We start from the raw sequence: 23,712 nt of genomic DNA on the forward strand, positions 1-23,712 counted from the left end.
CGGCTAGGCCTACGTTCCTAAGTAGCCCGCCAGGCCAACGACAACTGAAAAGGTAGCTCGTCCGTTGCTCGATCTTTCAACTGTCCGTTCCGTTCTTTCGGACGAATACGACCTCGCCCCTTCGGCCACTTTGGCCAACGAAATGCAGGATATCTACGCGCGTATGGACCGCGTGGTCAGCCCGCCGGACTGGGCCATATATGCCCCTTATGTCCGCGCGATCAATGTGCTTAAGAAACAGCGTAACGCTGTGATCTTGGGGCACAATTACATGACGCCTGAGATTTTTCATGGCGTCTCAGACTTTGTCGGCGATAGCCTGCAGCTGGCGATGAAAGCCAGTGAGGTCGAAGAGGACGTGATCGTACAGGCCGGCGTGCATTTCATGGCCGAGACGTCCAAGATTCTGAGCCCGCAAAAGATTGTTCTGATGCCGGATATGCAGGCGGGTTGTTCACTGGCAGAATCGATCACCGCCGAGGGAATCGATGAAATGCGCGTCAAATACCCCGGCGCACCGGTTGTCTCTTATGTGAATACCACGGCCGAGGTGAAGGCGGGTTCGGATATCTGCTGTACCTCCTCCAACGCGGTTCAGATCGTGAACGCGATGGACAGCGATACGGTCATCATGACGCCGGATCAGTATCTGGCGCAAAATGTAGCCAATGAAAGCCACAAGAATGTTGTGTATTGGCCGGGCTCTTGCATCGTGCACGAACAATACACGCCGCAGGATCTGCGCGAATTCCGCGAGTGGAACCCTGGTACGCGTCTGATTGCTCATCCCGAGTGTCCCCCCGATGTGGTGGCCGAGGCCGATTTCTCCGGCTCGACCAGCGGCATCATCAAATACGTGCATGACGAAAAACCCGAGCGTGCGATGCTGATCACCGAATGCTCTATGGCCTCGAACATTGCGGATGAATTGCCAGAGGTCGATTTTGTCGGGCCCTGCAACATGTGCCCCTACATGAAGAAAATCACGCTGGAAAAGATCTTGTTCGTTTTGCACACGATGGAGGGGCAGGTCGAAGTCGCCGAGGATGTGGCCGTCAAGGCGCGCAAGTCGGTGCAGGCGATGATTGACCTGTCGCGCAAGCTTGGTCTCTGATCTGACATGACGGACATCACCACGGATCGTGTCATCATCGTGGGTGCGGGTATTGGTGCGCTTTATGCTGCGTTGAAATTTGCGCCGCGTCCGGTGGTCGTGATCTCGCCCGATCCGTTGGGGCAGGGGGCCAGTTCGGCCTGGGCGCAGGGTGGTGTGGCCGCAGCGATGGACGTCGCGGACAGTCCTGAAAGCCACGCGGCAGACACCGTGAAAGCCGGGGCTGGGATGGTCGCGCCTGATGTTGCCGATCTGGTAACCCGCGAAGCACGCGCGTACATTCTCGATCTGACGACGATGGGCACACCGTTCGACCGTACCAAGGGCGGAGATTACGTTTTGTCGCGCGAGGCAGCCCATAGTTTTGCCCGTGTGGTGCGGGTGAAGGGTGATCAAGCCGGCAGCGAAATCATGGCGGCCCTGATCGAACGGGTTCGCGAAACGCCGTCTATTCAGGTTCTGGAAGGTGTAATTGCTGTCGGTTTGGGGGTGGCGGATGCGCGCGTTACCGGCGTTGCGGTTCAGGACGCATCCGAGGGTGGTTCGGACACCGTGACGGTGCACGGTCCTGCTGTGCTGCTGGCGGGCGGTGGGTCGGGTGGGCTTTATGCTCTGACCACCAATCCGCCACGTATTCGTGGGCAGGTTATCGGAATGGCTGCGCGCGCCGGTGCCTTGATCGCGGATGCCGAGTTTGTCCAGTTTCATCCCACAGCTATGGACGTGGGCGCCGACCCCGCGCCTCTGGCGACCGAAGCCTTGCGCGGTGAGGGGGCGACCCTGATCAACAAGCATGGTGTGCGCTTCATGCAAGCCATCCACCCAGATGCGGAGCTTGCCCCGCGCGATGTCGTGGCCCGCGCAATTTTTGCCGAAGTGCAGGCGGGTAATCGACCAATGCTTGATACGCGGGCCGCCTTGGGGGAGCGTATCACCGAACTGTTCCCTGCCGTTGTCGACTATTGCCTCAGCAATGGTATCGATCCGACGCAAGACCCAATCCCGGTTGCCCCCGCTGCGCATTACCATATGGGCGGAATTGACACGGATACGCAGGGCCGGGCCAGTCTTGACGGATTGTGGGTCTGTGGCGAGGCGTCTTCGACCGGCCTACACGGTGCGAACCGGCTGGCATCGAATGGTCTGTTAGAGGCGCTGGTCTATGCTCGCATTTGTGCCGACGGTATTGCAGGTATTCTGCCTGCCGTCGACGATGCCGCCCCGCTGGATATTCGATTTGCCAACGCTGGCATGTCTGCCAGCTCGGTGGCTGTACAGGAGTTGCGGCAGGTCATGACCCGTCATGTGGGCGTGGTGCGGGATCGCGCCGGGCTGATCCGGGCGCTTCAGACCATTGCGGCGCTCGAGGCGGATCACGCCGATGATCCGACGTTCAGAAACATGTGTGCCACCGCCACGCTGATAGCGGCCAGTGCGCTGATCCGCGAAGAAAGCCGCGGCGCGCATGAACGATCCGATTTTCCCGAAACTGCCAACGGGCAAGGTGAGCGATCCCGGATGCACCTGTCTGACGCGCTCGTCATTCGGGGCCAAGCCTGCAAGGAAATATCATGAGTTTTGCTACCCTGCCTGATCTGATCCTCGAGCCGATGATCCGCAACGCTTTGATGGAGGATCTTGGCAGCTATGGCGATGTGACCACGCGCGTGGTGATCCCTGATGGTACAACCTATGAGGCCCGGTTGAATGCGCGTGAAGATGCCATTGTGTCGGGTATGCAGGTGGCGGTGATTGCTTTTTGCTTGGTAGACCCGTCGTTGGACATAAAAACCCATGTCAAGGATGGCGCGCCGTGCAAACGGGGCGACACGCTGATGACAATCAAAGGGGCCGTCGCGTCTATTCTCTCGGGTGAGCGGGTTGCCTTGAACTTTGCCGGCCGCCTGACCGGGATCGCAACTCAGACGGCGACGTTTGTTGCGCAGACCGGGGGCACCGATGCGCGCATTACCTGCACGCGTAAGACCACGCCCGGACTGCGGAGTGTTGAGAAACTGGCTGTGTTGCACGGCGGTGGCTTCAACCATCGCTATTCCTTGTCCGACGCGATTTTGATCAAGGACAATCACATTGCGGCGGCGGGTGGCATCCGTCAGGTGCTGGAGGCCGCCAAGGCTCAGGCCAGCCACATGATGGCGGTCGAGATCGAAGTGGACCGGTTGGATCAGCTTGCCGAGGTGTTGGAGGTTGGCGGTGCCTCGGTCGTGTTGTTGGACAACATGGATAACGAAACGCTGGGCAAGGCCGTTGCGATGGTTGACGGCCGTATAAAAACCGAAGCCAGCGGGAATGTGACGGTCGACCGGGTCGCGTCGATTGCGGCGACCGGGGTGGATTATATCTCATCCGGTGCGCTGACCCATTCCGCCCGTACGGTCGATCTGGGCCTGGACTTCTGACGACAAGCGGATCCGTGCGTCAAATTGGTTGATTTGAGGCAGGGGTGTTGCGTGATGAAGTTTTATCGATAATAAATCCACGGCAACGCAAGCTGCAGGAAATTTTATAGATAAAATGAAGATCCCCTCTTCCGAATGGACCCGAGACTCCGCGCAAGCCGTTCATGACCTTCCGTTGATGGATTTGCTCTTCCGGGCACAAACCGTGCATCGCGAGCATTTTGATCCCAATAAGATCCAGACCTCGAAACTGCTGTCCATCAAGACGGGCGGGTGTGCCGAAGACTGCGCCTATTGCTCGCAATCGGCCAGAAACGGATCGACCTTGCCGGCGTCAAAACTGATCGAGGTTCAACGCGTCTTGACCGAAGCGCGCAAGGCCCGTGATGGCGGTGCGACGCGGTTCTGTATGGGTGCGGCATGGCGCGAACCCAAGGCGCGGGATATGGGTGCGCTGGTGGCGATGGTCGAAGGGGTCAAAGCGCTCGGCATGGAATCCTGTATGACGTTGGGCATGCTGGACGACACTCAGGTGGTTCAGCTGCGCGACGCGGGGTTGGACTACTACAACCACAATATCGACACGTCGGAGCGGTATTATTCTGAGGTTATCACCACCCGTACATTTTCCGATCGCATCGATACGATGAACCGTGTGCAAGACGCTGGGATCAAGGTCTGTTCCGGCGGTATTCTGGGGATGGGAGAGCACACCGGAGACCGGATCGATATGTTGTTGACGCTTGCCAACATGACGCCACCGCCGGATTCGGTTCCGATTAACATGCTGATGCCGCAGGCGGACACTCCGCTGGCCGATGCGAAGCCGATCGAGCCGATCGAGTTTGTGCGCGTGATTGCCACTGCCCGTATCCTGATGCCCACCTCTTACGTGCGCCTGTCTGCTGGTCGCAGCGAGATGAGTGACGAGATGCAGACCATGTGCTTTCTGGCGGGTGCGAACTCGATTTTTGTGGGCGACACACTGCTGACGGCTGAAAACCCCGAAGAAGACAACGATTATGTCCTCTTTGCCAAGCTTGGTCTCCAAGCTGAGCAGGCAGATGAGCAGACCTGCACGGAAGCGGCCGAATGAACGCAGTCGATCGGCTGGACTCCATGCTCGGCGTGCTTGAGGCCCGGCATCGGCGCCGGGTCTTGATGCCCGCGCACGGCTTGGATTTTGCGTCGAACGACTATCTCGGGCTGGCCCAGTCACAGATCTTGCGACAGGCGGCACAAGAGGCGTTGGGGCGTGGTGTCCCGATCGGATCCGGTGGTTCGCGCCTGCTGCGTGGCAATCACGCCGAACATGAGGCGTTGGAGCAGGAAGCCGCCGCCTTTTTCGGGGCTGAGGCTGCGTTGTTCATGGGTGGTGGGTTTCAGGCCAATCAGGCCCTCTTTTCGTCCCTGCCAGCGGCCGGAGATCTGGTGCTGTACGACGATCTGATTCACGCCAGCGCTCATGAAGGTATGCGCACAGGTCGGGCAGATACCCGCGCGTTTCGTCATAACGATGTCGCTGATGCCAATCAGGTGGCTGGTGATTGGCGTGCTGCAGGTGGCATGGGTCAAGTCTGGCTCGCAGTTGAAAGCGTCTATTCGATGGAAGGCGATCTGGCGCCGTTGGATGATCTTGCCGCGATGGCCCGCCGGATTAACGCTATTCTTGTTGTCGATGAGGCCCACGCCACCGGAGTTTTTGGGGCCTGTGGACGGGGTCTGGCACATGGTATGAACGCTGAAACCCTGACCCTGCATACTTGTGGCAAAGGGCTGGGTGTCTCGGGCGGGTTGATCTGCGGGGCCAAGGTGATGATCGACGCCCTGATCAATCGCGCGCGACCTTTCATCTTTGCCACTTCTCCATCACCGTTGAATGCGGCGTTGGTGCGATTTGCGATAAAAGAGCTAGCAGCGGATGACGGCCTTGTTCTGGCATCGCAGCACCGCATGCGTCATGCGCACGATGCCGCGCAGCGCATGGGTGTTGGTGCGACCGCCCTGAACAGTCAGATCATTCCTGTCGTGCTGGGTGATGAGGCGCGTACAATGACGCTCGCCGCCACATTGCAGGCGCAAGGCTTTGACGTTCGCGGCATACGCCCCCCAACGGTTCCGCGTGGCACATCCCGGTTGCGGATTTCGATCACCGGAAATGTCGAACTCGAGGATATTACCACGCTGTTCACTGCACTCGCTGCGCATCAATCGGAGGTCGCATGAGCGCGTTGATCGTTACGGGAACCGACACGGGTGTCGGAAAGACTGTCTTTGCGGCGGGGCTGACTGCGGTGCTGGGCGCTTGCTATTGGAAGCCGGTGCAATCGGGCCTGGAGGATGCAACCGATAGCGAAACGGTGCGCAGTTTTTCGGGTGCAGAAGTGCTGCCGGAGACCTATCGCCTCAACCTGCCGGCCTCGCCGCATCTTTCGGCCGAGGATATGGGGGTCAAGATCGATCTGTCGCGACTTGCCCTGCCACAGGTTGATGGACCGCTGGTCGTCGAAGGGGCGGGGGGTGTCATGGTGCCTCTCAACCGTCAGGCCTTCTATCTTGATCTGTTTGCACAATGGCGCGCTCCGGTCATTCTGGTCGCGCGCACGGCATTGGGAACGATAAACCATACTTCGCTATCTTTGATGGCGCTGCGCAATGCAGGGTGTGAGGTTGCAGGCGTCGCTTTTGTCGGGGACCCACAGCCCGAGGTCGAACAGACCATCGTCCAGATGTGCGATGTCCGGCATTTGGGGCGCTTGCCGTTCCTTGCAGAATTGACCCAACAGACCCTCTCGGACGCATTCACGGCTATCGACATCGAAGCAATACGGAGGTTCCTGTGACCCCGCTGGAGTTTGACGCCCGTCATCTGTGGCACCCCTACACGCATGTTCTGGAGCCCGGTCCGATGCATCTGATTGCGGAAACGCAAGGCGTCTGGCTGACCCGAGACGATGGTGTCAGAATGATCGACGCTATGTCATCATGGTGGTGCACCGTACATGGGCACCGCCACCCTGCCATCATTGACGCAATGCAAAAGCAGCTGGGCCGGATGCCACATGTGATGTTTGGCGGACTGACCCACGAGCCTGCCATCGAGCTGGGCCGCAGATTGATCAAAATGCTCCCCGCTGGTCTGGACCGTATCTTTTACAGCGATAGCGGCTCGGTCGCGATTGAAGTCGCGCTGAAAATGGCGGTGCAATACCAGATTGCCAAAGGGCGCAGCGAGCGGACAGAGTTTGCCACAATCCGCGGCGGCTATCATGGTGACACATGGAAAGCGATGAGCGTCTGTGATCCGGTCAACGGCATGCACGGGCTTTTTAGCGGCGCGTTGTCGATCCAGCACTTTCTGCCACGCCCGGCTATCCGGTTTGATCAGGATTGGTTAGAAGATCCCGCAAAGAATGGGCTGGATGCATTGGAGCAGTTGCTCGAAACCAAAGGTTCCAAGATCGCAGCGTTGATCTTGGAGCCAGTGGTGCAGGGGGCAGGGGGGATGTTCTTCTATCACCCCGCATGGCTGCGCGGGGCGCGTGCGATGTGTGACGCGCATGATGTGCTGTTGATTTTTGATGAGATTGCCACTGGGTTCGGGCGCAGCGGCGAGATGTTTGCGATGGACCACGCCGGCGTTGTTCCAGACATTTTGTGTTTGGGCAAAGCGCTGACAGGCGGTCACATCACACTGGCCGCGACGGTAGCGACCGAGGAGGTCGCACGTGGCATCGGCGAAAGCGAGGCGGGCGTTCTTATGCATGGGCCGACCTATATGGCCAACCCGTTGGCTTGCGCTGCCGGGGTGGCCAGTCTGGATCAATTGAGCCTTCGCAACTGGCGGCAGGAAGTTGCGGATATTGCCCGTCAGATGAACCACGAACTGTCCCTTGCCCGCAACCTGCCGGGCGTGGCTGATGTTCGTGTGCTCGGCGCCATCGGTGTCATCGAAATGCAGGACCGGGTGGATGCATCCATCGCCCATAAGCTTGCGCCCGACACCGGTGTCTGGCTGCGCCCGTTTGGGCGAAACATCTATTGCATGCCGCCGTTTATCATTTCCCCGGATGAATTGAGCCGCGTAACGGCGGCCATGGTCGCCCTTGCCGGAGGTGCAAGATGAAGCACCAGTGGTTGGCACGATCAGAGCAATCCGACCTGATCCTTGTATTCGGGGGATGGGCGCTTGGCGCGCGGCCATTCAGTGGATTGACTGAGCCTGGAAATGTCTTGTTGGCAGAAGACTACACCTGCCTTGATGACCCTCTACCGGATTTGGCGCAATTCGACCGGGTCGATCTGTTGGCCTTTTCCTTTGGGGTTGTGTCTGCCGCGCATTGGCTGCGGCGTACAGGGTTCAAACCCAGTCGGATGATTGCGGTCAGTGGAACGCTGCATCCTGCCAGTGCCGAATACGGCATTGCACCCGATGTAATACGCGCCACGGCAGACCAGCTGTCTCGGGCCAGCTTTGCCAAGTTTTGCAGAAGGGCTGGATTGACCGGCGATCCTCCCGCGTTGAATGTCGAAGCGGCGCGGTCTGAGTTGCATTCGGTTATTGCGCGTGGCCCCGCTGCCGATCCCGGCTTTGACCGGATCTGGATTCCGGATCGTGATCGCATTGTTCCGACCGCGGCACAGGACGCCGCATGGAGGAGCCGCTCAAACGTCATCAAACGCACGGCCGGGCCGCATGTGCCGTTCAAGCCTGGGCAAAACTGGGCAGAGTGGTTGGTATGACCCTACAGCTTACAGAAAAGGTGCAACGCAGTTTTAGTCGAAGTTTTGACACCTATCATGACGCGGCCAGCCAACAGGCCTGGGTTGCCAACCGACTTGTGACCGAATTGCGCGGCCATGGCGCGCCGAGTCATTTTGGTGCTGCGTTCGAACTGGGCTGTGGCACGGGTCACCTGACCCGATTGCTGTGCAAAAACTTCAGCTTCGATAGGTTGAGCGTCAATGATATTGCCTCTCAAGCCCGGGATACGGCGGATGCAGCCGGTGCCAATTTTGTTGCCGGGGATGCACGGCATGTGAGGTGGCCCCGAAACGTCGATCTGTTGACCTCGGCTTCGATGATTCAGTGGATGGATGATCCGGCCGATTTTCTCGCCAAGGCGGCACGTGGCCTTGCGCCGGGAGGGTGGCTGGCCGTTTCCGGGTTCGGACCCAAGCAATATCAAGAACTCACTCAGATCGGGTCCACTGCCCGTGCGCCGGGCCTGTGTGGACCAGAAGTTCTGGCTGCCGCCGTGGGTGCAAAGCTGCAGGTGCTCGCAGTCGGAGAAAGCCTGCGAAAGTCACACTTTGCCACGCCGCGTCATGTGCTGGAGTATTTGCGAAAAACTGGTGTGAATGGTCGGGCGAAAGGCGCTTGGACAAAATCCACGTTGGCGCGATTTACTGCTGACTATATCCGATATTTCGAGACACCAAAGGGGGTGTCACTGACCTATCACCCCGTCTGGATTATCGCCCGAAAGGGATAGACTCTCACTCAGTCGCGCCAAGATTGATTTCGTTTGCTGCCAGCAAGTTCTGAGTGTCCCGAGATGGCTTGGCATCCGTGAGGAACTGGTTAATCCTGCTGGGCGCTTCCAATGTCACAAGCGCATGTCTTCCAGGCTTTTTGCCACCTGTCATGAAAGCCCGGCTGTTGTTTGCGAGGCCAGAGTATGGGCGGCGATGGCTGAATTTATGGCGACAAACAGATCACTATGATCACAATGCGCGTGGGTCGCGTAGGCCGAGGCAGGATATAACGTCGAATACGGTCTGGCCGATTACATCGCCCAATTAAGAATCTCTGAGGGACTGCGCCGAAGAGTTTGCGGTGGTCGAGACGGCTCCGGTTGGGCACGTATGCGGCTTTGTTTGCGAGGTTGGAACCCGCTTATCAAGGGCAGGACTCCATCATGCTATGAGTTTACGTGCTCCATTGGGTGCCCGCAAAGTATGATAGTGAGTTCGTAGAATCCCCGCCGTACTCAGCCGAGTGCCTCAGTAATCCGTCGGTCGGCGTGAGCCCAATATGCGCTGTCCGGTGTCGAACAATGGTCTGTCACCTGACTAGGAAGACGGAGTGCTGGAGAGTTGTTGCGGACCCTCCGTCTCGGACGATTTGCTCAAACATCACCCAGCTGCTGGGCTATTCCGTTGATCTATACAGCAAGATTGAAGGGGAAACCGGCCTTGCATTGGGTGGGAAATGAATGGCGGGTTGCGGCTGGTTTGTAACGAGGCGCGTTGGACCGAGGTCAAGTGGCAGGCCGCCACTGCGCATTCGATATCGATCCGGATCGCACGCCGATGGAAAGAGGGTTGGGTACCGGCACGGGGGGGCATATGAGGTTTCAAATTCAGACATTTGCCAACAGTGATGTGGGTTTTTGTTGATATGAGCGTGTATTTACGTTGATGATCCGCCGATAGTATTGCAAATTCACTGGTGTCATGATTCCGAAACGGGCTTTGCACTTGCAACTCTTCGATAACTAAAAAGGCATTGGTATCTCCTTCATCACAGAAGGTTGCCCCTGCCGAAAGGACTGGGAAATGTTGGAGGCGAATGCGCTGACAGAGCACGCACAGAAGATCTCGGAAATCGCGTCCGGGTCTGCCATGCGCTATTTCCGAGGATCTCTGGGTGTCGAATTCAAACAGGATGAAAGCCCCGTTACCCAGGCCGACAAAGGCGTCGAAGCAGAGGTGCGCTCGTATCTGAAACAGCATTTCCCGTGTCATGGTGTTTTTGGTGAAGAGCACGGCAGAGATGCCGGTGATGAGCGACATATGTGGGTCATTGATCCCATTGACGGAACGCGTTCCTTTTTGTCCGGCCACCCCCTGTTCGGTTTTCTTTTGGCGCATCTGATTGATGGGCAGGCGCAGCTGGGCGTCGTTGGGATGCCAGCGTTGAACGAGACATATATTGGTGTTGTTGGCGAGGGGGCGGCGCTGAACGGTCACCCCATCCACGTATCGAGTACGACGAGACTGGATCAATCAATTTTGTATGTGAACGAGGGTGACAAGATCTATCGGGATTACCCTGAAGTGTTCAGCCGACTGATGCAGGCCGGGCAGACGCGCCGATTTGCCTATGACTGTTACCCTCATGCGCTGCTGGCTTCAGGCCACGTAGATGCAGTCGTGGATTACGACTTGCAGCCTTATGATTTTCTTGCGGTATCATCGCTGATTGAGGCCGCCGGAGGCGTGATGACTGATTGGCAGGGCCATCCGCTGACACTTGAATCCGATGGTGCCGTTGTTTCAGCTGCGACGCGTGAATTGCACGCCGAGCTGCTTGAACTTGTGAACACGTAGAGGCCCCGCTGTGCCTGAGTTGCCCGGAGAAACCATGAACCTCGCCCCTGTTGAAATCACGAACCCAAACGGCGCCGGACGTGTCGTTTTGTTGTGTGAGCATGCCAGCGCCTATATGCCGCCTGAGTGTCAGGCTCTGGGACTGTCCGATGCGGATCAATTGAGCCATGCGGCCTGGGATCCCGGTGCGCGGGCTTTGACGCTGGCCTTGTCGCAGGCGCTGGATGCACCAGCCGTGGCCTCAACCGTGTCGCGGCTGGTCTATGATTGCAACCGCCCGCCCGAGGCCGCCAGTGCCATGCCCGAGAAATCGGAACTGATCGAGGTGCCCGGCAATATCGGGCTGAGCCAGACGCAACGCGACGCGCGCGTGGCGGCGATCTACACACCGTTCTGCGCGGCTGTGTCCGAGGTTCTGGACAATCGCGGACCTGACACGATTTTAGTAACGGTGCATTCGTTCACCCCCGTCTATTTAGGCAAGCCCCGCACTGTTGAGGTGGGGTTGTTGCATGACGAGGATAGCCGTCTGGTGGACGCCATGCTGGACCATGTAGATCGCGTTTCGGGCGTTCGTGTTGAACGGAATGAACCCTATGGACCGATGGACGGCGTCACCCATTCGCTTCGGTTGCATGCGCTCAGCCGTGGATTGGCGAATGTCATGATCGAAGTGCGCAACGATCTGTTGCGCTCGGACGCGCAGGTCGCCACGGTGGCGCGTGAGGTGCTGGCCCTGTTGGAGCCGGCCATGCAGGATATCAAGGAGGAGGCATCGTGAACGCAGCTCTCACATTCGAGCATCTCAAGACCCAGGTTTCAGCGGGTGAGGTTGATACGGTTCTGGTGTGCATGGTCGACATGCAAGGCCGGTTGATGGGCAAACGGTTTCATGCGGGGCATTTCGTGGCAGGTGCGTGGGAAGAGACGCATTGCTGCAACTATCTGCTGGCCACCGATCTGGAGATGGCGACGCCGGATGGCTATGCCTCGACCAGTTGGGAGCGGGGATATGGCGATTATGTCATGAAGCCTGATCTGGATACGTTGCGCCCGGTGCCGTGGCTGGATGGCACGGTGATGGTGATGTGCGATGTATTGGATCATCACACGCACGAAGAGGTGCCGCATGCGCCACGCTCGATCCTGAAACGCCAGGTCAATCGCCTGAAGGCCATGGGCTATGATGCGATGACGGCAACCGAGCTGGAGTTTTTCCTGTTCGAGAAAAGCTTTGACCAGATCCGCAAGGAAGGCTTCCGCGAGTTGGAGCCGATCTCGGGTTACAACGAAGACTATCACATCCTGCAGACCACTAAGGAAGAGCATGTGATGCGCCCGATCCGCAACCATCTTTGGGATGCGGGTATTCCGGTTGAGAATTCAAAGGGTGAGGCCGAGGCCGGGCAGGAAGAGCTGAACATCAAATACGCGCCTGCGATGGAGACGGCTGAATACCACTCGATTGCCAAGAACGCGGTGAAAGAAATTGCCTGGCAGCATGGCCATGCGGCGACCTTCCTGCCGAAGTGGCATCATGACAAGGTGGGCAGTTCTTCGCACGTGCATCAGTCGCTTTGGGCCGATGGCAAGCCTGCGTTTTACGATGCGGACGATAAGCTGGGCATGTCGGCGCTGATGAAAAGCTATATGGCGGGTTTGCTGAAATATGCGCCTGATTACACCTGTTTCATGGCGCCCTATATCAACAGCTATAAGCGGTTCATGAAGGGCACTTTCGCGCCCACGCGGATCATCTGGTCAGTGGACAACCGTACCGCCGGATACCGGTTGTGCGGCGATGGCACCAAGGCGGTGCGGGTGGAATGCCGCATTCCGGGCTCGGACATGAACCCTTATCTGGCGATGGCCGGGATGCTGGCAGCGGGGATCGCGGGCATTGAGGAAGAGTTGGAGTTACAGCCGCCCACCACCGGCGATGTCTATCAGGGGGATACTGGCATGATCCCGGGCAACCTGCGTGCGGCGCGCGATGCGTTGCATGGTTCGGTTATGTTGCGGGGTGCCATGGGGGATGAGGTGGTTGATCATTATGCCCGCGCGGCTGAGGTCGAGATCGAAGAGTTTGAGCGCGTGGTAACCGATTGGGAAATTGCCCGCGGATTTGAGCGGGCTTGAGCTGACAGGTCCGGGCGTGCGCGCCCGGAGGCCTTCGGCGAGAGTATTTGTGAAAAGATGAAGCAGGGTGCGCCCTGCGAACAGTCAAGAGGTTGGGATGGCTCAGACACTGAAATGTATCTCTCCGATCGACGGATCGGTATTTGCTGAGCGTGAGGCGCTGTCTCGGGACGCGGCGTTTGAGGTTGCGGTGCGGGCTCGGGTCGCGCAGGCGGATTGGGCGGCGCGACCGTTGCAGGAGCGTATTGATCTGGTGATGGCGGGTGTGGCTGCTGTTGGGGCGATGAATGAAGAGATCGTGCCCGAACTGGCGCATATGATGGGCCGCCCGGTGCGCTATGGGGGTGAGTTCGGTGGATTCAATGAACGCGCCAGCCATATGGCGGAGATTGCGGAAACGTCTTTGACAGATATTGCCGTGGGCGAGGATAAGACGTTCAAACGCTATATCAAACGCATCCCGCATGGGGTGGTATTTGTGGTGGCCCCTTGGAACTATCCTTATATGACAGCGATCAACACCGTGGCGCCGGCATTGATCGCAGGCAACACGGTGGTTTTGAAACATGCCACCCAGACGCTGTTGGTGGGCGAGCGGATGGCGCACGCCTTTCATGCGGTGGAGGTGCCAGTGGATGTGTTTCAGAACGTGTTTCTGAGCCACGACGTGACCAACGATCTGATTGCGGGCAATGCGTTCGACTTTGTGAACTTTACCGGATCGGTCGGCGGCGGTCAGGCGATGGAGCGCGCGGCAGCGGGCACCTTTACCGGTGTGGGCACCGAACTGGGCGGCAAGGACCCGGGCTATGTCATGGAGGACGCCGATCTGGACGCGGCCGTGGACACGCTGATCGATGGGGCGATGTTCAACGCGGGCCAGTGCTGCTGCGGGATCGAGCGAATTTATGTGCATGAGAGGCTTTATGATGATTTCGTCGCAAAGGCGGTTGAGATCGTGAAAGGCTATAAACTGGGCAATCCGCTGGACGCTGGGACCACCATGGGCCCGATGGCCAATGTGCGCTTTGCCAATGAGGTGCGCGCGCAGATTGCCGAGGCCGTTGCGGCAGGTGCCGTAACGCATATCGACACCTTTGCTGGGGATGATGGCGGCGCTTATCTGACGCCGCAGATTCTGACCAATGTGACCCACGACATGCGGGTGATGCGGGACGAAAGCTTTGGCCCGGTTGTTGGGATCATGAAGGTGTCCTCGGACGCGGAGGCGATTGCACTGATGAACGACAGTGAGTTCGGCCTGACCGCTAGCCTGTGGACCCGCGATGTGGACCGCGCGGCGCGGGTGGGCGATCAGGTTGAGACCGGCACCGTGTTCATGAACCGGGCCGACTATCTGGACCCGGGCCTGTGCTGGACCGGCTGCAAGAATACCGGGCGTGGTGGAGGGTTGTCCGTCATCGGCTATCACAATCTGACACGCCCCAAATCCTACCATCTGAAGAAGGTGACGACATGAGCCTGCAAGGAAACTGGTCCTATCCGACCGCAATCAAATTCGGTGCCGGACGTATCCGGGAACTGCCCGAGGCCTGCGCGGCTGCAGGGATGAAGAAACCCCTGCTGGTGACAGACAAGGGGTTGGCTGATTTGCCGATCACCACGGCGACGCTGGACATTCTTGAGACCGCAGGTTTGGGGCGCGGCCTGTTCAGTGATGTTGACCCGAACCCCAATGAGATGAACTTGGATGCCGGTGTCGCGGCCTATAAGGCGGGCGGGCATGATGGTGTGATCGCTTTTGGCGGTGGCTCGGGGTTGGATTTGGGCAAGATGGTCGCCTTTATGGCTGGTCAGACGCGGCCCGTTTGGGATTACGAGGACATCGGTGATTGGTGGACCCGCGCCGATGCGGATGCCATCGCCCCGATCATCGCCGTGCCGACCACTGCTGGCACTGGCTCGGAAGTGGGACGCGCCAGTGTCATCACCAATTCCGAAACACACGTCAAAAAGATCATCTTCCATCCGAAGGTGTTGCCGGCGGTGGTAATCTGCGATCCGGAATTGACTGTGGGTATGCCCAAATTCATCACTGCGGGTACGGGCCTTGATGCCTTTGCCCATTGTGTCGAGGCCTTCTCGAGCCCGCATTACCATCCGATGAGCCAGGGTATGGCGCTGGAAGGGATGCGGCTGGTTAAGGACTACTTGCCGCGCGCCTACGCGGATGGAACCGACATCGAAGCCCGAGCCCATATGATGAGCGCGGCCGCAATGGGTGCGACCGCGTTCCAGAAAGGGCTGGGCGCAATCCACGCAATGAGCCACCCGATCGGCGCGGTGTTCAACACCCATCACGGCACCACTAATGCGGTTTGCATGCCAGCCGTACTGGATTTTAATGCCCCCGCAATCGCAGACCGGTTTGACACTGCTGCCGCTTACCTGGGTATTGACGGCGGGTTTGACGGTTTCCGGGCGTTTGTTCAGGACTTCAACGACCAACTGGGCATTCCCCGTCGCCTGTCCGATCTGGGCGTGACAGAAGCATCGATCCCGACACTGGTCCAGGGCGCTCTGATCGACCCGTCTTGTGGCGGCAACCCGATCAAGCTGACCGAGGACAACCTGACGACACTGTTCAAAACAGCTTTGTAACGTAAAAGGGTCCGGTGACCGAACCGGACCCTTTTCGCCTACGCTGCTGCGACAGCGTGGTCGATGCCAGCATCGTCTGGCATCGGAACCCACTGAAGATCCCGATGATAGCGCCATGCCAAGGCACCGTCTTCGTTCATCGCAATCAGATGCAGCCAGCGATTATCGAACAGTTCTTTGACGCTCGCATTCCGGTCAAGGACGTTGTTCATGGCTTCACGCGGCGCTTCTATTATCACCGATAGACGCAACGGATCATGCTGCAACTTTTTGCCATCATGCACTGACTGCCAAGGCAGACCTGGGCGTAAGGCGCCGTCGTTGCCTTCTACAACACCAATGCCGCCAACGACGTTGTGCAACAGCTTGTTACCTCCGCCAAACAAGTCGGGGGCGACGGTTGAGCCGTAATATTGCAGGCTGATCCAGCTTGCGACAATAACTGGCGCGGTCATGATCAATTCCAGCACTCCGAAGTCTTTGTCCGCGTGCCAGTCATAACTGTGCAAAAAAGACTGACCGGCCAGAGCTGTCCCACTGGTTCGGTTGCGCGGTGCGGCTATGAAGGACCGACACCCTGCCAACCCCCACTCGGGGCGCAACTCGGCCCAATCAACTGCGCGGCGCGCTATATCGTCAGCACGCTTGGCGCGGGGTAGACGGCGCGCGCGTTCGGTCCGTGCCAGCTGCCCGGCCTTGTCCAGCCAGTCCTTCAGGTTTTCAATTTCCTTCATCCACAGGCCATCATTGGCGCGATCCTGATCAAACAGGGTAACCCTATCCGTTGTGGTGTGGTGAAGAGCAGGCAGGAAGAGCGTGTCGGGTGGTATTTCAATTCCCACCTCATGGAGCCCGTCGCGCACAGCATTGTCGTTTAGCAGGCCAGCAAGAAGCCGGGCGTTGACATCACCAGCATGACCTCCGCAGGCACCGCATTGCAGGGCACTTTTATGTGGATTGTTGATGACATCCGCACCATGGCCAGCCAGCAAGGTGATGCGCGCAAAGTTGTCGGTTAATGACATCGCATTCAGAATTGACTTTGCCATGTCGATCCGCGCGGTCAGATCAATCGACGGGTCCAGCTGTGGCGCAGGTTCGAGTTTTTCAAATCCAGCTCCTATAGACAACGCATCTCGAAGCAGTTTTCCGGCGTAAACGGGGCCAGTTGCCTCGACAAAAGCGAAGGACGACACGGCGGCCATTTTGAACCGGCCCCAGGCCCGTTTGGCCCGGGCGGTATGGCGGCGGGTGAGGTCAGAACGTGCGCCCTCGGTCGCGGATGAAGCGACGTTGGGGTTCAACAACACAGGCCCGCGCAACTCGGTTACGTCGGAACCCGTAGTCGAATGTGCGCTGGCCAACCCGAAGAATCCGGCAAAGCCAATGGTTTCAATCCTTGCGTCTTGGGTTTCAAGCGCGCGGCGGAATACCTCGGACCGTACGTCGATACAAAAGGCGGCCTGCACAAGGGGTCGATCATTGACCTTGCCGGGTTTACCCTTAGCAAGGATCCGGCTCAGATGTCGCTGCTGCGCGCGCTCGGCTGCATCTTGCAAGATGGCATCGATTACCAAATCCCGGGACGGTGTAATCGGAGCTTTGTGCCGGGCGATGGTTTCGACCCAGCGGTCGGCGATCTGGTCGTGATACCGATTAAACAGCGCCTCTTCAAACACCATCCGGATGGCCAGCAATTCGGATGTGCTAGTGTCGGTTTGGCCCTCAAGCTCGGCCTGCCACAATAGATGGCGAGCATATTGTGCCCAGCCGCCCAATGTAATGAGCCAGCGGTGATACGCTGTTCCAGCCGCCTCGGATGTCACGCCAAGCGCTTCGGAGGCCCGGCCAATCGCCCGCCATGCCGATCGGCTGGTCCCAGCAACAAAGGCGCCAAACCCTTTCAGCCCATGAATTTCCGGCGTCAGATCCCGCGAGGCAAACTCGCGCCATGCAGTGAAGGCCCCGCCGGTGCGGTTGGGTTGCCATAGGGCCTGCCCTTGGTCGAAGTGGCTGGCGGCCCACACGCCAATCCGTTCTTCGATCAGACCGGGCCAGTCGATGCCTGAAATTTCAGCCGCCAGATCGGCAACAGTTGGTAGCGGCGCCAAGGGCGGGGCTTCACGCCTTAACGCTGCTTTGACATCTTCCAGGCTGGGGGGATCAAACCGGTTTTCGACGCTCGATATCGCCTCGGTGAGGTCGATTTCGAGTATATCCTTTGAAGCCAGCTTTTTGGCGAAGACTGACCGTTTCGGCGTGAGGTGTACGCCTGCGACGCGGCCCAGACGGGCAGCGGTCACGGCGAGGGTCTCGTTTGTCTGACCAAGGAAAGGGTTGACCGCAACGCTCGAAGTCAAAGGAAACAGAGGCGGGATCTGCCGGACTGCATCCTCGGCAATCGCAACCAGTTCCAAAAGGGCCGCTGGGTAGCTTTCGTGTTTCATATACATCTGATGTTCCCTTTTTACGCAGCCTGACGCTTGGACCACTCGTCCAACAGCCGATCAAAGATTGCGTTTGCATAAAGCCCGTTTGACAGGTGCACACGGATACCGGCAGCGGCCGGATGTGACGCCCATAGCGGGAAGGTTGATTGCGCCACAGCGACAGCCCCAAAGCTGATGAGCGCAAGGATGATCAACGCCCATTCCAAAGGCTCCGGGGCAGGGGTGGGAGGCAGCGTTCCCGCAGTCAGGTGTTGGGTGGTCATTTGCAGCAGAAAGTAGCTGACCGATGTAACGCTTGCGTAAATTGCCGTGCGGCGGGTCAGAGCTCCGGGTGCGGCATCGGCAAAGCCCTGCGCCAGCAAGTAAGCGACGCCGAAGATCAAGATAACCCCCAGTGCAATCGCCTGAATGGATTTCCCATCAATGCCAAAGACCGTGGCCACCGCACCGTAGATGAGGATGCCAGTAGCAAAGGCGAACAGCACATTTCGGGCGCTCGGGACCGCGACAGGGCCGGGTCTGCGGATTGCAGCGATGTTGCGCACGGCTTCGCCCGCACTAAGAAACGCATGGGCCTTGTAGAGCGAATGGGCCACGATGTGCAGCAGCGCCAGCGGGAATAAGGCCAGACCGCATTGCATGATCATAAACGCCATTTGTGCAATGGTGGACCACGCCAGCGATGTTTTGACTGCCGGTTGGGTCAACATCACCAACCCGCCAAACAGCGCAGTGAATCCGCCCAGCATGACAAGCAGCGCCATAATCCCCGGTGCTGTCAACATGACATCGGCAAACCGGATCAACAGGAACCCACCAGCGTTGATCACGCCTGCATGCAGCAAAGCGGAGACCGGTGTTGGTGCCTCCATCACCTCGGTCAGCCAGCCGTGGATCGGGAATTGGGCCGAGGCCATGATGGCAGCGATTGCGATCAACAAAGCGGCGACGATGGTCGTCATGTTGGGCTGGGCTGAAGACAGGATGGTGGCAATATCAGTTGTACCATAACCCAGGATCAGCAGCAGCACGGCCAGTGTCAAAGCGCCTTCGCTGATCCGGGCGACCACAGCCTTTTTACGCGCCGCGCGTCGTGCGGTAGCGCGTTCAGGGTAGAACAACAACAGTTGGTGCAGGGCGAGGCTGGTCGCAATCCACGCGGCCAGAAGTTGTACCAGATTGCCGGACATTACCAGCAGTAGCACCGCAGCCAAAGTGACAGACATCCAGCCAGTGAACGCGCCCTGCCGCGGCTCGCCATCCATGCAGGTGGCGGAATAGCGCAGAACGATCCAGCCGATAAAGCTGACCAGCACCAGCATCGGTGCGCTTACTGCATCCAAACGTACCGAAAACCCCACACCCCAGAGCCCGATCAACCCCGAAGTGCCCTCTCCCTGCATCACAAGCAGTGCAGCCGACACAGTTGAAACCGCGAACGCTGCCAAAGCTGCCCATTCGGCCAAATTCGGCACGTTGCCTGGGCGCAGGCCGGGACGGCGGCTGGCGTGATAGGCAACAACCAGCAGGATCAAGGGACTTAGCATTGGAAGAAACAGGTGGCTCATGGTGCATGTCCTTTTGGATTTCGGGCTGCATCGGCCCGTATGTCAGGACATATTTTGGAACGCGGGTTGTGAAAAATTCATTGTTTGTCAGTTATCGTTCTAATAAATGAAACAGTATGCCATTGAACTATCATCACCTGAGGTATTTCTGGGCCGTCGCCCATGACGGACACCTGACCCGTACCGCACAACGTCTGAATCTGTCGCAATCCGCTCTGTCTGTTCAGATCAAAGAGCTTGAAGAACGTCTGGGCCATCTCCTGTTCGAACGGCGCGGACGCAAGCTGCACCTGACTGAGGCCGGGCGCATCGCTTTGGACCATGCCGATGCAATTTTTGCGACAGGTCGAGAGCTTGTGGCCACTTTGCAGGATGCAGACAACACCCGGCAAGCTTTGCGTGTTGGGGCTCAGGCCACTCTGTCACGGAATTTTCAGATCGGTTTCCTGAGGCCGATCTTGGCACGCACTGATGTTGAGGTCATCTTGCGGTCCGGCAGCCCCAGCGAATTACTCGAAGGGTTGGAAACGCTCAATTTTGATCTGGTTTTGATGAACCATGAACCTGCCAATGACAGTCTGACCAATTTTGAGACGCATCATCTGGCCGAGCAGCCAGTCAGCATTGTTGGCACTCCGGCTCGATTGGACCCAACGAGTCCGATCAAGGAATTGCTCGTGACGCAACCCTTCATCCTGCCGACCACCACCAACAGCGTCCGCACTGCCTTTGATGCCATGGCCAGTCGCATGTCCGTTCGCCCACAAGTTGCGGCTGAAGTGGACGACATGGCAATGCTGCGCCTTCTGGCGCGCGAGGATATCGGGTTGGCCCTGGTCGCACCGATTGTGGTTCAGGATGAATTGTCGTCAGGCCGATTGGTCGAAGCACAAGAACATCCGCGCATCAAAGAGAATTTTCACGCCGTCACGTTCCGGCGCCGGTTTCCCAACCCCTTGGTTCAGCAATTGCTGAACCAATAGTTCGGGCTTTGACATGACAGCCCGAACAGAAAGCGCTTAGCTGAAATGGTCTGACCCTTAACCGGCTATTCTGCGCCTAGTAGAAGTGGGGCAGGTTCTTGGCCCGTGCTGCGCGCACCCAATTGGGGACAAAAGGGATGATCTTGTCCTGCGACGGCACCATCATCTCGATGAAATTCGCGCCGGGGTTCGCAATGGCCTTGGATAGGATGGGTTCGATATCCGCCTCGCTTGTGATTTTGTCGGTTTTGAACCCGAAACCCTCGGCAACCTTGCAATAATCGACACGCCCGAAATCGGTGGCCCAGGGTTCATCCACGTCGTCCAACAGGATCGCCTCACCCCGGATCCAGCCGAAGGTATCGTTGCGAGTCAGGATCACCGTGATGTTCTTGCCGCTGCGTTTGAGCGTTTCCATGTCACCAATGACAAAACCGAACGAGCCATCACCGGTGAATGAAATCACCGGGCCGTCAGTGGCATAAAGCGCACCCAGACCGGCAGGGATGGAATAGCCCAAAGCGCCCATCGAATAGTTGGTGATATAGCGGCGACCGGGTTTGCGGAACGTCAACAGGGCGGATGGGTAGATCGCGCTGACACCCGGCTCCGACGTCACCACCGCGTCATCCGGCATGATCTTGTCCAACACCTGAGACAATTTCACTGGCGAGATCGTGCCCTCGGGCATCGGAATGTTCGAGTTGAACACCTTGTCCAGTGCGGTTTGCTTGATCGGGTTCAGATCAACAGGTGCGCGGGCAAGATTGGGGTGCTCGGATTTGAGGAGTTCAACCATGTATTCAATGCTGGCGCGGGCATCGCCGACCAAGCCGACCTTCACCGGGAAGTTGTTGCCGACATGCGCCTCGGCAATGTCGAGATGCAGGAAGGTTTTGGTCTTGGGATCGCCGTACAGCTTCCAATGATCGGTCGCGGCGCTGTCGGTGTTGGAGCCAATGAAGAAAATGGTGTCCGCGTCGTGTACGTATTGGTTCGAATACTCCATGCCGCCGCGCCCACCGATCACCCGCAGGGCCAGTGGATGATCTTCGGGGATCGTACCCTTGCCGGGGGTGGTGGTACCGACAGGGATCTGTAGCAGCTCAGCCAATTCAAGGATCGCGTCGGTGGCTTTGGAGATCAGCGCACCCTGACCACAGACGATGGCGGGCTTTTTCGCAGCCAGCAACACGTCGATTGTTGCGCGGATTTTACTGTGATCGGCCACGGGCCGATGGGCCGGATAAAAGCTGTAATCCGGCTCGGCATAGAGGTCTTCGATCTCAGCTTCTTCGCCGAAGATGTTGATTGGCACGCGGATATGCACCGGAGCCGGACGACCTGAGGTGGCAACACGGAAGGCGCGGCGCATCAGAAACGGGATTTCCCGGGCGTTTGTCAGCACAAAGGATTCCTTGCAGATGCTGTCATACAGCTTGGTCTGGTCGATGCCTGTCAGCCCGTGCTTTTTGTCCTGATTGATCGGAATGTCTGAGCTGAAAAAGATCACGGGGACGGAGCTGAGGTAAGCCTCGGTGATGCCGGGTGTGCAATGGGTCACACCGGGGCTGGGCGCCTCGAGCACGCAGGGGCGACCGGTGATTTTGGCGTAGGATTCAGCGGCGTAAGACGCGGTGCGTTCGTCGCGGGTCAGGACGAACTTGATATCGCTGTTCGCGCGCCACTCTTTGTACCAGCCAATGGTGGTTTCGCCCGGTAATCCGAAGACGTGTTTCACACCATGCAATTCCAGCATCTTCAGAATGATCTGAGCGCCATTCATCCGTTCCGCTTTTGAATGTTCCATTGATTTGCACCTTTCAAAGGCATACTGCATACAGTTTTGTATGCAGTAAATTTGCAGTTTTTTATTTAGGCCAGAGGAGTGTCCACGGCATATTTCTCAAGCATTGCGGGGTCGACTCTGACGCCCAAGCCGGGCCCGGTGGGCACGTAAACGCGCCCGTTCTTGACGGGGAAAGGCTGGGTCAGGATGTCTTCGGCGGCATAGTAGGTGGCCATGTAGAATTCGCATTGCAGCAGCAGATCGGGGACAGCGGCCATCAGGTGCGTGCCGGCGGCGTGGGCCAGCCCGGTTTCAAACATGCAGCCACCGTAAACTTCGATACCCGCGGCGCGAGCGATTGCGGCGACTTCCAGCGCACGTCGGATGCCGCCGGATTTCATGATCTTGAGCGAGAAGATGTCTGCAATTCTGTGTTGAACGCCATAAAGCGCACCCTTGGGGTCAAACACGCTTTCATCCGCCATGATCGGAGTATCGATTACATGGGCGATATGGGCCAGAGCCTCACGCTCGTGCATTTTAACCGGCTGTTCCACAAAGGTCGGGCGAAATGCTTCGAGATCGCGAATGCATCGCACGGCGTCATAGGCAGGCAGGCCCTGATTGTAGTCGACACGAATATCCGCTTCGTCGCCGTAGATCTCGCGCAGTTTCTCGCAGCGCATCAGATCGAACTTATGGTCCTTGAAGCCAGTTTTGAATTTGAAGATGCGGACGCCGTCTTCCCACATCGCCGCAATGTCATCCAGATCGGCGTCAAAATCCGGATTGGCGATGGAAAAGCTCATGCCCATGCTGTCGCGCATCTGCCCGCCCACAAGCTCGCAGACCGAAAGGCCGCAGATCTGACCAGTGATGTCCAGCAGAGCCATCTCCAACGCCGCCTTGGCCTCGGGGTGACCAACGATAACCTTATCAGCCATGTTCATGTGCTTTTCGACCTGAACTGGGTCCTGACCGATCAGATGCGGACGCAAGTGGATGTGCAGTGCAGCCGCGTTGCCCTCGGCGGTGCCCGTGAACACCGGCCATGGAGAAGCCTCACCCCAGCCGGTAATGCCCGTGTCTGTGACGATCTCCAGAATGGCGACGGTGATGCCAGCCACATCGCCACTGCCATGGGAATGTACGGCCTTGGCCGGAATGGAAATTCTGTGAACGCGAAACTGTTCGATTTTATGTTCGCTCACGCGCTTCTCCGTCTTTGGGTTGGGTTACTTTGGTCGAACAACCAGAACGCTACAGGCTGCATGGCGTGACACACGGGGTGC

General features: G+C 58.2%; 19 protein-coding genes. 15 read left to right on the forward strand and 4 right to left on the reverse strand.

What is annotated here, in order from left to right; genetic code table 11:
* Positions 1 to 64 precede the first annotated feature (64 nt).
* The 14 genes from nadA (at position 65) to HW561_RS10945 (ending at position 15,630) form a co-directional block, all read left to right on the forward strand.
* Complete coding sequence (gene nadA, locus HW561_RS10880) at positions 65 to 1,114, forward strand: quinolinate synthase NadA (RefSeq protein ID WP_176864608.1); 1,050 nt, start codon at positions 65 to 67, stop codon at positions 1,112 to 1,114.
* A gap of 6 nt (positions 1,115 to 1,120) precedes the next feature.
* Positions 1,121 to 2,689: an L-aspartate oxidase gene (locus HW561_RS10885; RefSeq protein WP_176864611.1), complete on the forward strand. Its 1,569-nt coding sequence runs from the start codon at positions 1,121 to 1,123 to the stop codon at positions 2,687 to 2,689.
* Complete coding sequence (gene nadC, locus HW561_RS10890; RefSeq protein ID WP_176864614.1) at positions 2,686 to 3,534, forward strand: carboxylating nicotinate-nucleotide diphosphorylase; 849 nt, start codon at positions 2,686 to 2,688, stop codon at positions 3,532 to 3,534. The genes HW561_RS10885 and nadC overlap by 4 nt, the downstream gene beginning before the upstream one ends.
* A 115-nt stretch (positions 3,535 to 3,649) precedes the next feature.
* Complete coding sequence (bioB, locus tag HW561_RS10895; protein ID WP_176864617.1) at positions 3,650 to 4,630, forward strand: biotin synthase BioB; 981 nt, start codon at positions 3,650 to 3,652, stop codon at positions 4,628 to 4,630.
* The gene (locus HW561_RS10900; protein ID WP_176864620.1) at positions 4,627 to 5,760 is read left to right on the forward strand and encodes an 8-amino-7-oxononanoate synthase; all 1,134 of its coding nucleotides are present in this window, start codon (positions 4,627 to 4,629) and stop codon (positions 5,758 to 5,760) included. Before bioB ends, HW561_RS10900 begins: the two co-directional genes overlap by 4 nt.
* Positions 5,757 to 6,377: a dethiobiotin synthase gene (gene bioD, locus HW561_RS10905; RefSeq protein WP_176864622.1), complete on the forward strand. Its 621-nt coding sequence runs from the start codon at positions 5,757 to 5,759 to the stop codon at positions 6,375 to 6,377. Before HW561_RS10900 ends, bioD begins: the two co-directional genes overlap by 4 nt.
* Positions 6,374 to 7,660, forward strand: a complete 1,287-nt coding sequence (gene bioA, locus HW561_RS10910) for an adenosylmethionine--8-amino-7-oxononanoate transaminase (RefSeq protein ID WP_176864625.1) — start codon at positions 6,374 to 6,376, stop codon at positions 7,658 to 7,660. The genes bioD and bioA overlap by 4 nt, the downstream gene beginning before the upstream one ends.
* Positions 7,657 to 8,277, forward strand: coding sequence for a pimeloyl-ACP methyl esterase BioG family protein (locus HW561_RS10915; RefSeq protein WP_176864626.1), 621 nt, complete (start codon positions 7,657 to 7,659; stop codon positions 8,275 to 8,277). The genes bioA and HW561_RS10915 overlap by 4 nt, the downstream gene beginning before the upstream one ends.
* Positions 8,274 to 9,029 carry a methyltransferase domain-containing protein gene (locus HW561_RS10920; protein WP_176864629.1) on the forward strand — a complete coding sequence of 252 codons (756 nt, stop codon included), beginning with the start codon at positions 8,274 to 8,276 and terminating at the stop codon, positions 9,027 to 9,029. The genes HW561_RS10915 and HW561_RS10920 overlap by 4 nt, the downstream gene beginning before the upstream one ends.
* A 1,066-nt stretch (positions 9,030 to 10,095) precedes the next feature.
* On the forward strand, positions 10,096 to 10,869 hold the full coding sequence (locus HW561_RS10925) for an inositol monophosphatase family protein (protein ID WP_176864631.1): 774 nt from the start codon (positions 10,096 to 10,098) through the stop codon (positions 10,867 to 10,869).
* A 34-nt stretch (positions 10,870 to 10,903) separates the two neighbouring features.
* Positions 10,904 to 11,650 carry an N-formylglutamate amidohydrolase gene (locus HW561_RS10930; protein ID WP_176864633.1) on the forward strand — a complete coding sequence of 249 codons (747 nt, stop codon included), beginning with the start codon at positions 10,904 to 10,906 and terminating at the stop codon, positions 11,648 to 11,650.
* 71 nt (positions 11,651 to 11,721) lie between these two features.
* Positions 11,722 to 13,008 (forward strand): glutamine synthetase family protein, encoded by a 1,287-nt coding sequence (locus HW561_RS10935; protein ID WP_235962869.1) that lies wholly within the window; start codon positions 11,722 to 11,724, stop codon positions 13,006 to 13,008.
* Positions 13,009 to 13,105: 97 nt separating this feature from the next.
* Positions 13,106 to 14,488 carry an aldehyde dehydrogenase family protein gene (locus HW561_RS10940; protein ID WP_176864637.1) on the forward strand — a complete coding sequence of 461 codons (1,383 nt, stop codon included), beginning with the start codon at positions 13,106 to 13,108 and terminating at the stop codon, positions 14,486 to 14,488.
* Entirely contained in the window at positions 14,485 to 15,630 is a 1,146-nt protein-coding gene (locus tag HW561_RS10945; protein ID WP_176864640.1) for an iron-containing alcohol dehydrogenase, read from the forward strand. Before HW561_RS10940 ends, HW561_RS10945 begins: the two co-directional genes overlap by 4 nt.
* Positions 15,631 to 15,668: 38 nt before the next feature.
* Here the strand turns inward: HW561_RS10945 and HW561_RS10950 are convergent, their stop codons facing one another.
* Both HW561_RS10950 and HW561_RS10955 read right to left on the reverse strand, forming a co-directional pair.
* Positions 15,669 to 18,083, reverse strand: a complete 2,415-nt coding sequence (locus HW561_RS10950; protein WP_176864642.1) for a YbcC family protein — start codon at positions 18,081 to 18,083, stop codon at positions 15,669 to 15,671.
* A gap of 14 nt (positions 18,084 to 18,097) precedes the next feature.
* The gene (locus HW561_RS10955; RefSeq protein WP_176864644.1) at positions 18,098 to 19,648 is read right to left on the reverse strand and encodes a proton-conducting transporter transmembrane domain-containing protein; all 1,551 of its coding nucleotides are present in this window, start codon (positions 19,646 to 19,648) and stop codon (positions 18,098 to 18,100) included.
* A 116-nt stretch (positions 19,649 to 19,764) separates the two neighbouring features.
* Here HW561_RS10955 and HW561_RS10960 point away from each other — a divergent pair, with 116 nt between their 5' ends.
* Positions 19,765 to 20,631 (forward strand): LysR family transcriptional regulator, encoded by an 867-nt coding sequence (locus HW561_RS10960; RefSeq protein WP_176864646.1) that lies wholly within the window; start codon positions 19,765 to 19,767, stop codon positions 20,629 to 20,631.
* A 76-nt stretch (positions 20,632 to 20,707) separates the two neighbouring features.
* Here HW561_RS10960 and HW561_RS10965 read toward each other — a convergent pair whose 3' ends face one another.
* A complete protein-coding gene (locus HW561_RS10965) occupies positions 20,708 to 22,441 on the reverse strand; it encodes a thiamine pyrophosphate-binding protein (RefSeq protein WP_176864648.1) in 1,734 nt (577 codons plus the stop codon).
* Between the two features lie 65 nt (positions 22,442 to 22,506).
* A complete protein-coding gene (locus tag HW561_RS24200) occupies positions 22,507 to 23,631 on the reverse strand; it encodes an enolase C-terminal domain-like protein (protein ID WP_176864650.1) in 1,125 nt (374 codons plus the stop codon).
* Positions 23,632 to 23,712: the final 81 nt, after the last annotated feature.

It is taken from the genome of Ruegeria haliotis (assembly GCF_013377785.1).
Lineage (GTDB): Bacteria > Pseudomonadota > Alphaproteobacteria > Rhodobacterales > Rhodobacteraceae > Ruegeria > Ruegeria haliotis.

What these genes read in the sequence shown, in the direction of transcription:
- HW561_RS10885 (WP_176864611.1), top strand. Translation starts at nt 1,121, where the DNA reads ATGACGGACATCACCACGGATCGTGTCATCATCGTGGGTGCGGGTATT.
- nadC (WP_176864614.1), top strand. Translation starts at nt 2,686, where the DNA reads ATGAGTTTTGCTACCCTGCCTGATCTGATCCTCGAGCCGATGATCCGC.
- bioB (WP_176864617.1), top strand. Translation starts at nt 3,650, where the DNA reads ATGAAGATCCCCTCTTCCGAATGGACCCGAGACTCCGCGCAAGCCGTT.
- HW561_RS10900 (WP_176864620.1), top strand. Translation starts at nt 4,627, where the DNA reads ATGAACGCAGTCGATCGGCTGGACTCCATGCTCGGCGTGCTTGAGGCC.
- bioD (WP_176864622.1), top strand. Translation starts at nt 5,757, where the DNA reads ATGAGCGCGTTGATCGTTACGGGAACCGACACGGGTGTCGGAAAGACT.
- HW561_RS10915 (WP_176864626.1), top strand. Translation starts at nt 7,657, where the DNA reads ATGAAGCACCAGTGGTTGGCACGATCAGAGCAATCCGACCTGATCCTT.
- HW561_RS10920 (WP_176864629.1), top strand. Translation starts at nt 8,274, where the DNA reads ATGACCCTACAGCTTACAGAAAAGGTGCAACGCAGTTTTAGTCGAAGT.
- HW561_RS10925 (WP_176864631.1), top strand. Translation starts at nt 10,096, where the DNA reads ATGTTGGAGGCGAATGCGCTGACAGAGCACGCACAGAAGATCTCGGAA.
- HW561_RS10930 (WP_176864633.1), top strand. Translation starts at nt 10,904, where the DNA reads ATGAACCTCGCCCCTGTTGAAATCACGAACCCAAACGGCGCCGGACGT.
- HW561_RS10935 (WP_235962869.1), top strand. Translation starts at nt 11,722, where the DNA reads ATGGTCGACATGCAAGGCCGGTTGATGGGCAAACGGTTTCATGCGGGG.
- HW561_RS10940 (WP_176864637.1), top strand. Translation starts at nt 13,106, where the DNA reads ATGGCTCAGACACTGAAATGTATCTCTCCGATCGACGGATCGGTATTT.
- HW561_RS10945 (WP_176864640.1), top strand. Translation starts at nt 14,485, where the DNA reads ATGAGCCTGCAAGGAAACTGGTCCTATCCGACCGCAATCAAATTCGGT.
- HW561_RS10950 (WP_176864642.1), bottom strand. Translation starts at nt 18,083, where the DNA reads ATGTATATGAAACACGAAAGCTACCCAGCGGCCCTTTTGGAACTGGTT.
- HW561_RS10955 (WP_176864644.1), bottom strand. Translation starts at nt 19,648, where the DNA reads ATGAGCCACCTGTTTCTTCCAATGCTAAGTCCCTTGATCCTGCTGGTT.
- HW561_RS10960 (WP_176864646.1), top strand. Translation starts at nt 19,765, where the DNA reads ATGCCATTGAACTATCATCACCTGAGGTATTTCTGGGCCGTCGCCCAT.
- HW561_RS10965 (WP_176864648.1), bottom strand. Translation starts at nt 22,441, where the DNA reads ATGGAACATTCAAAAGCGGAACGGATGAATGGCGCTCAGATCATTCTG.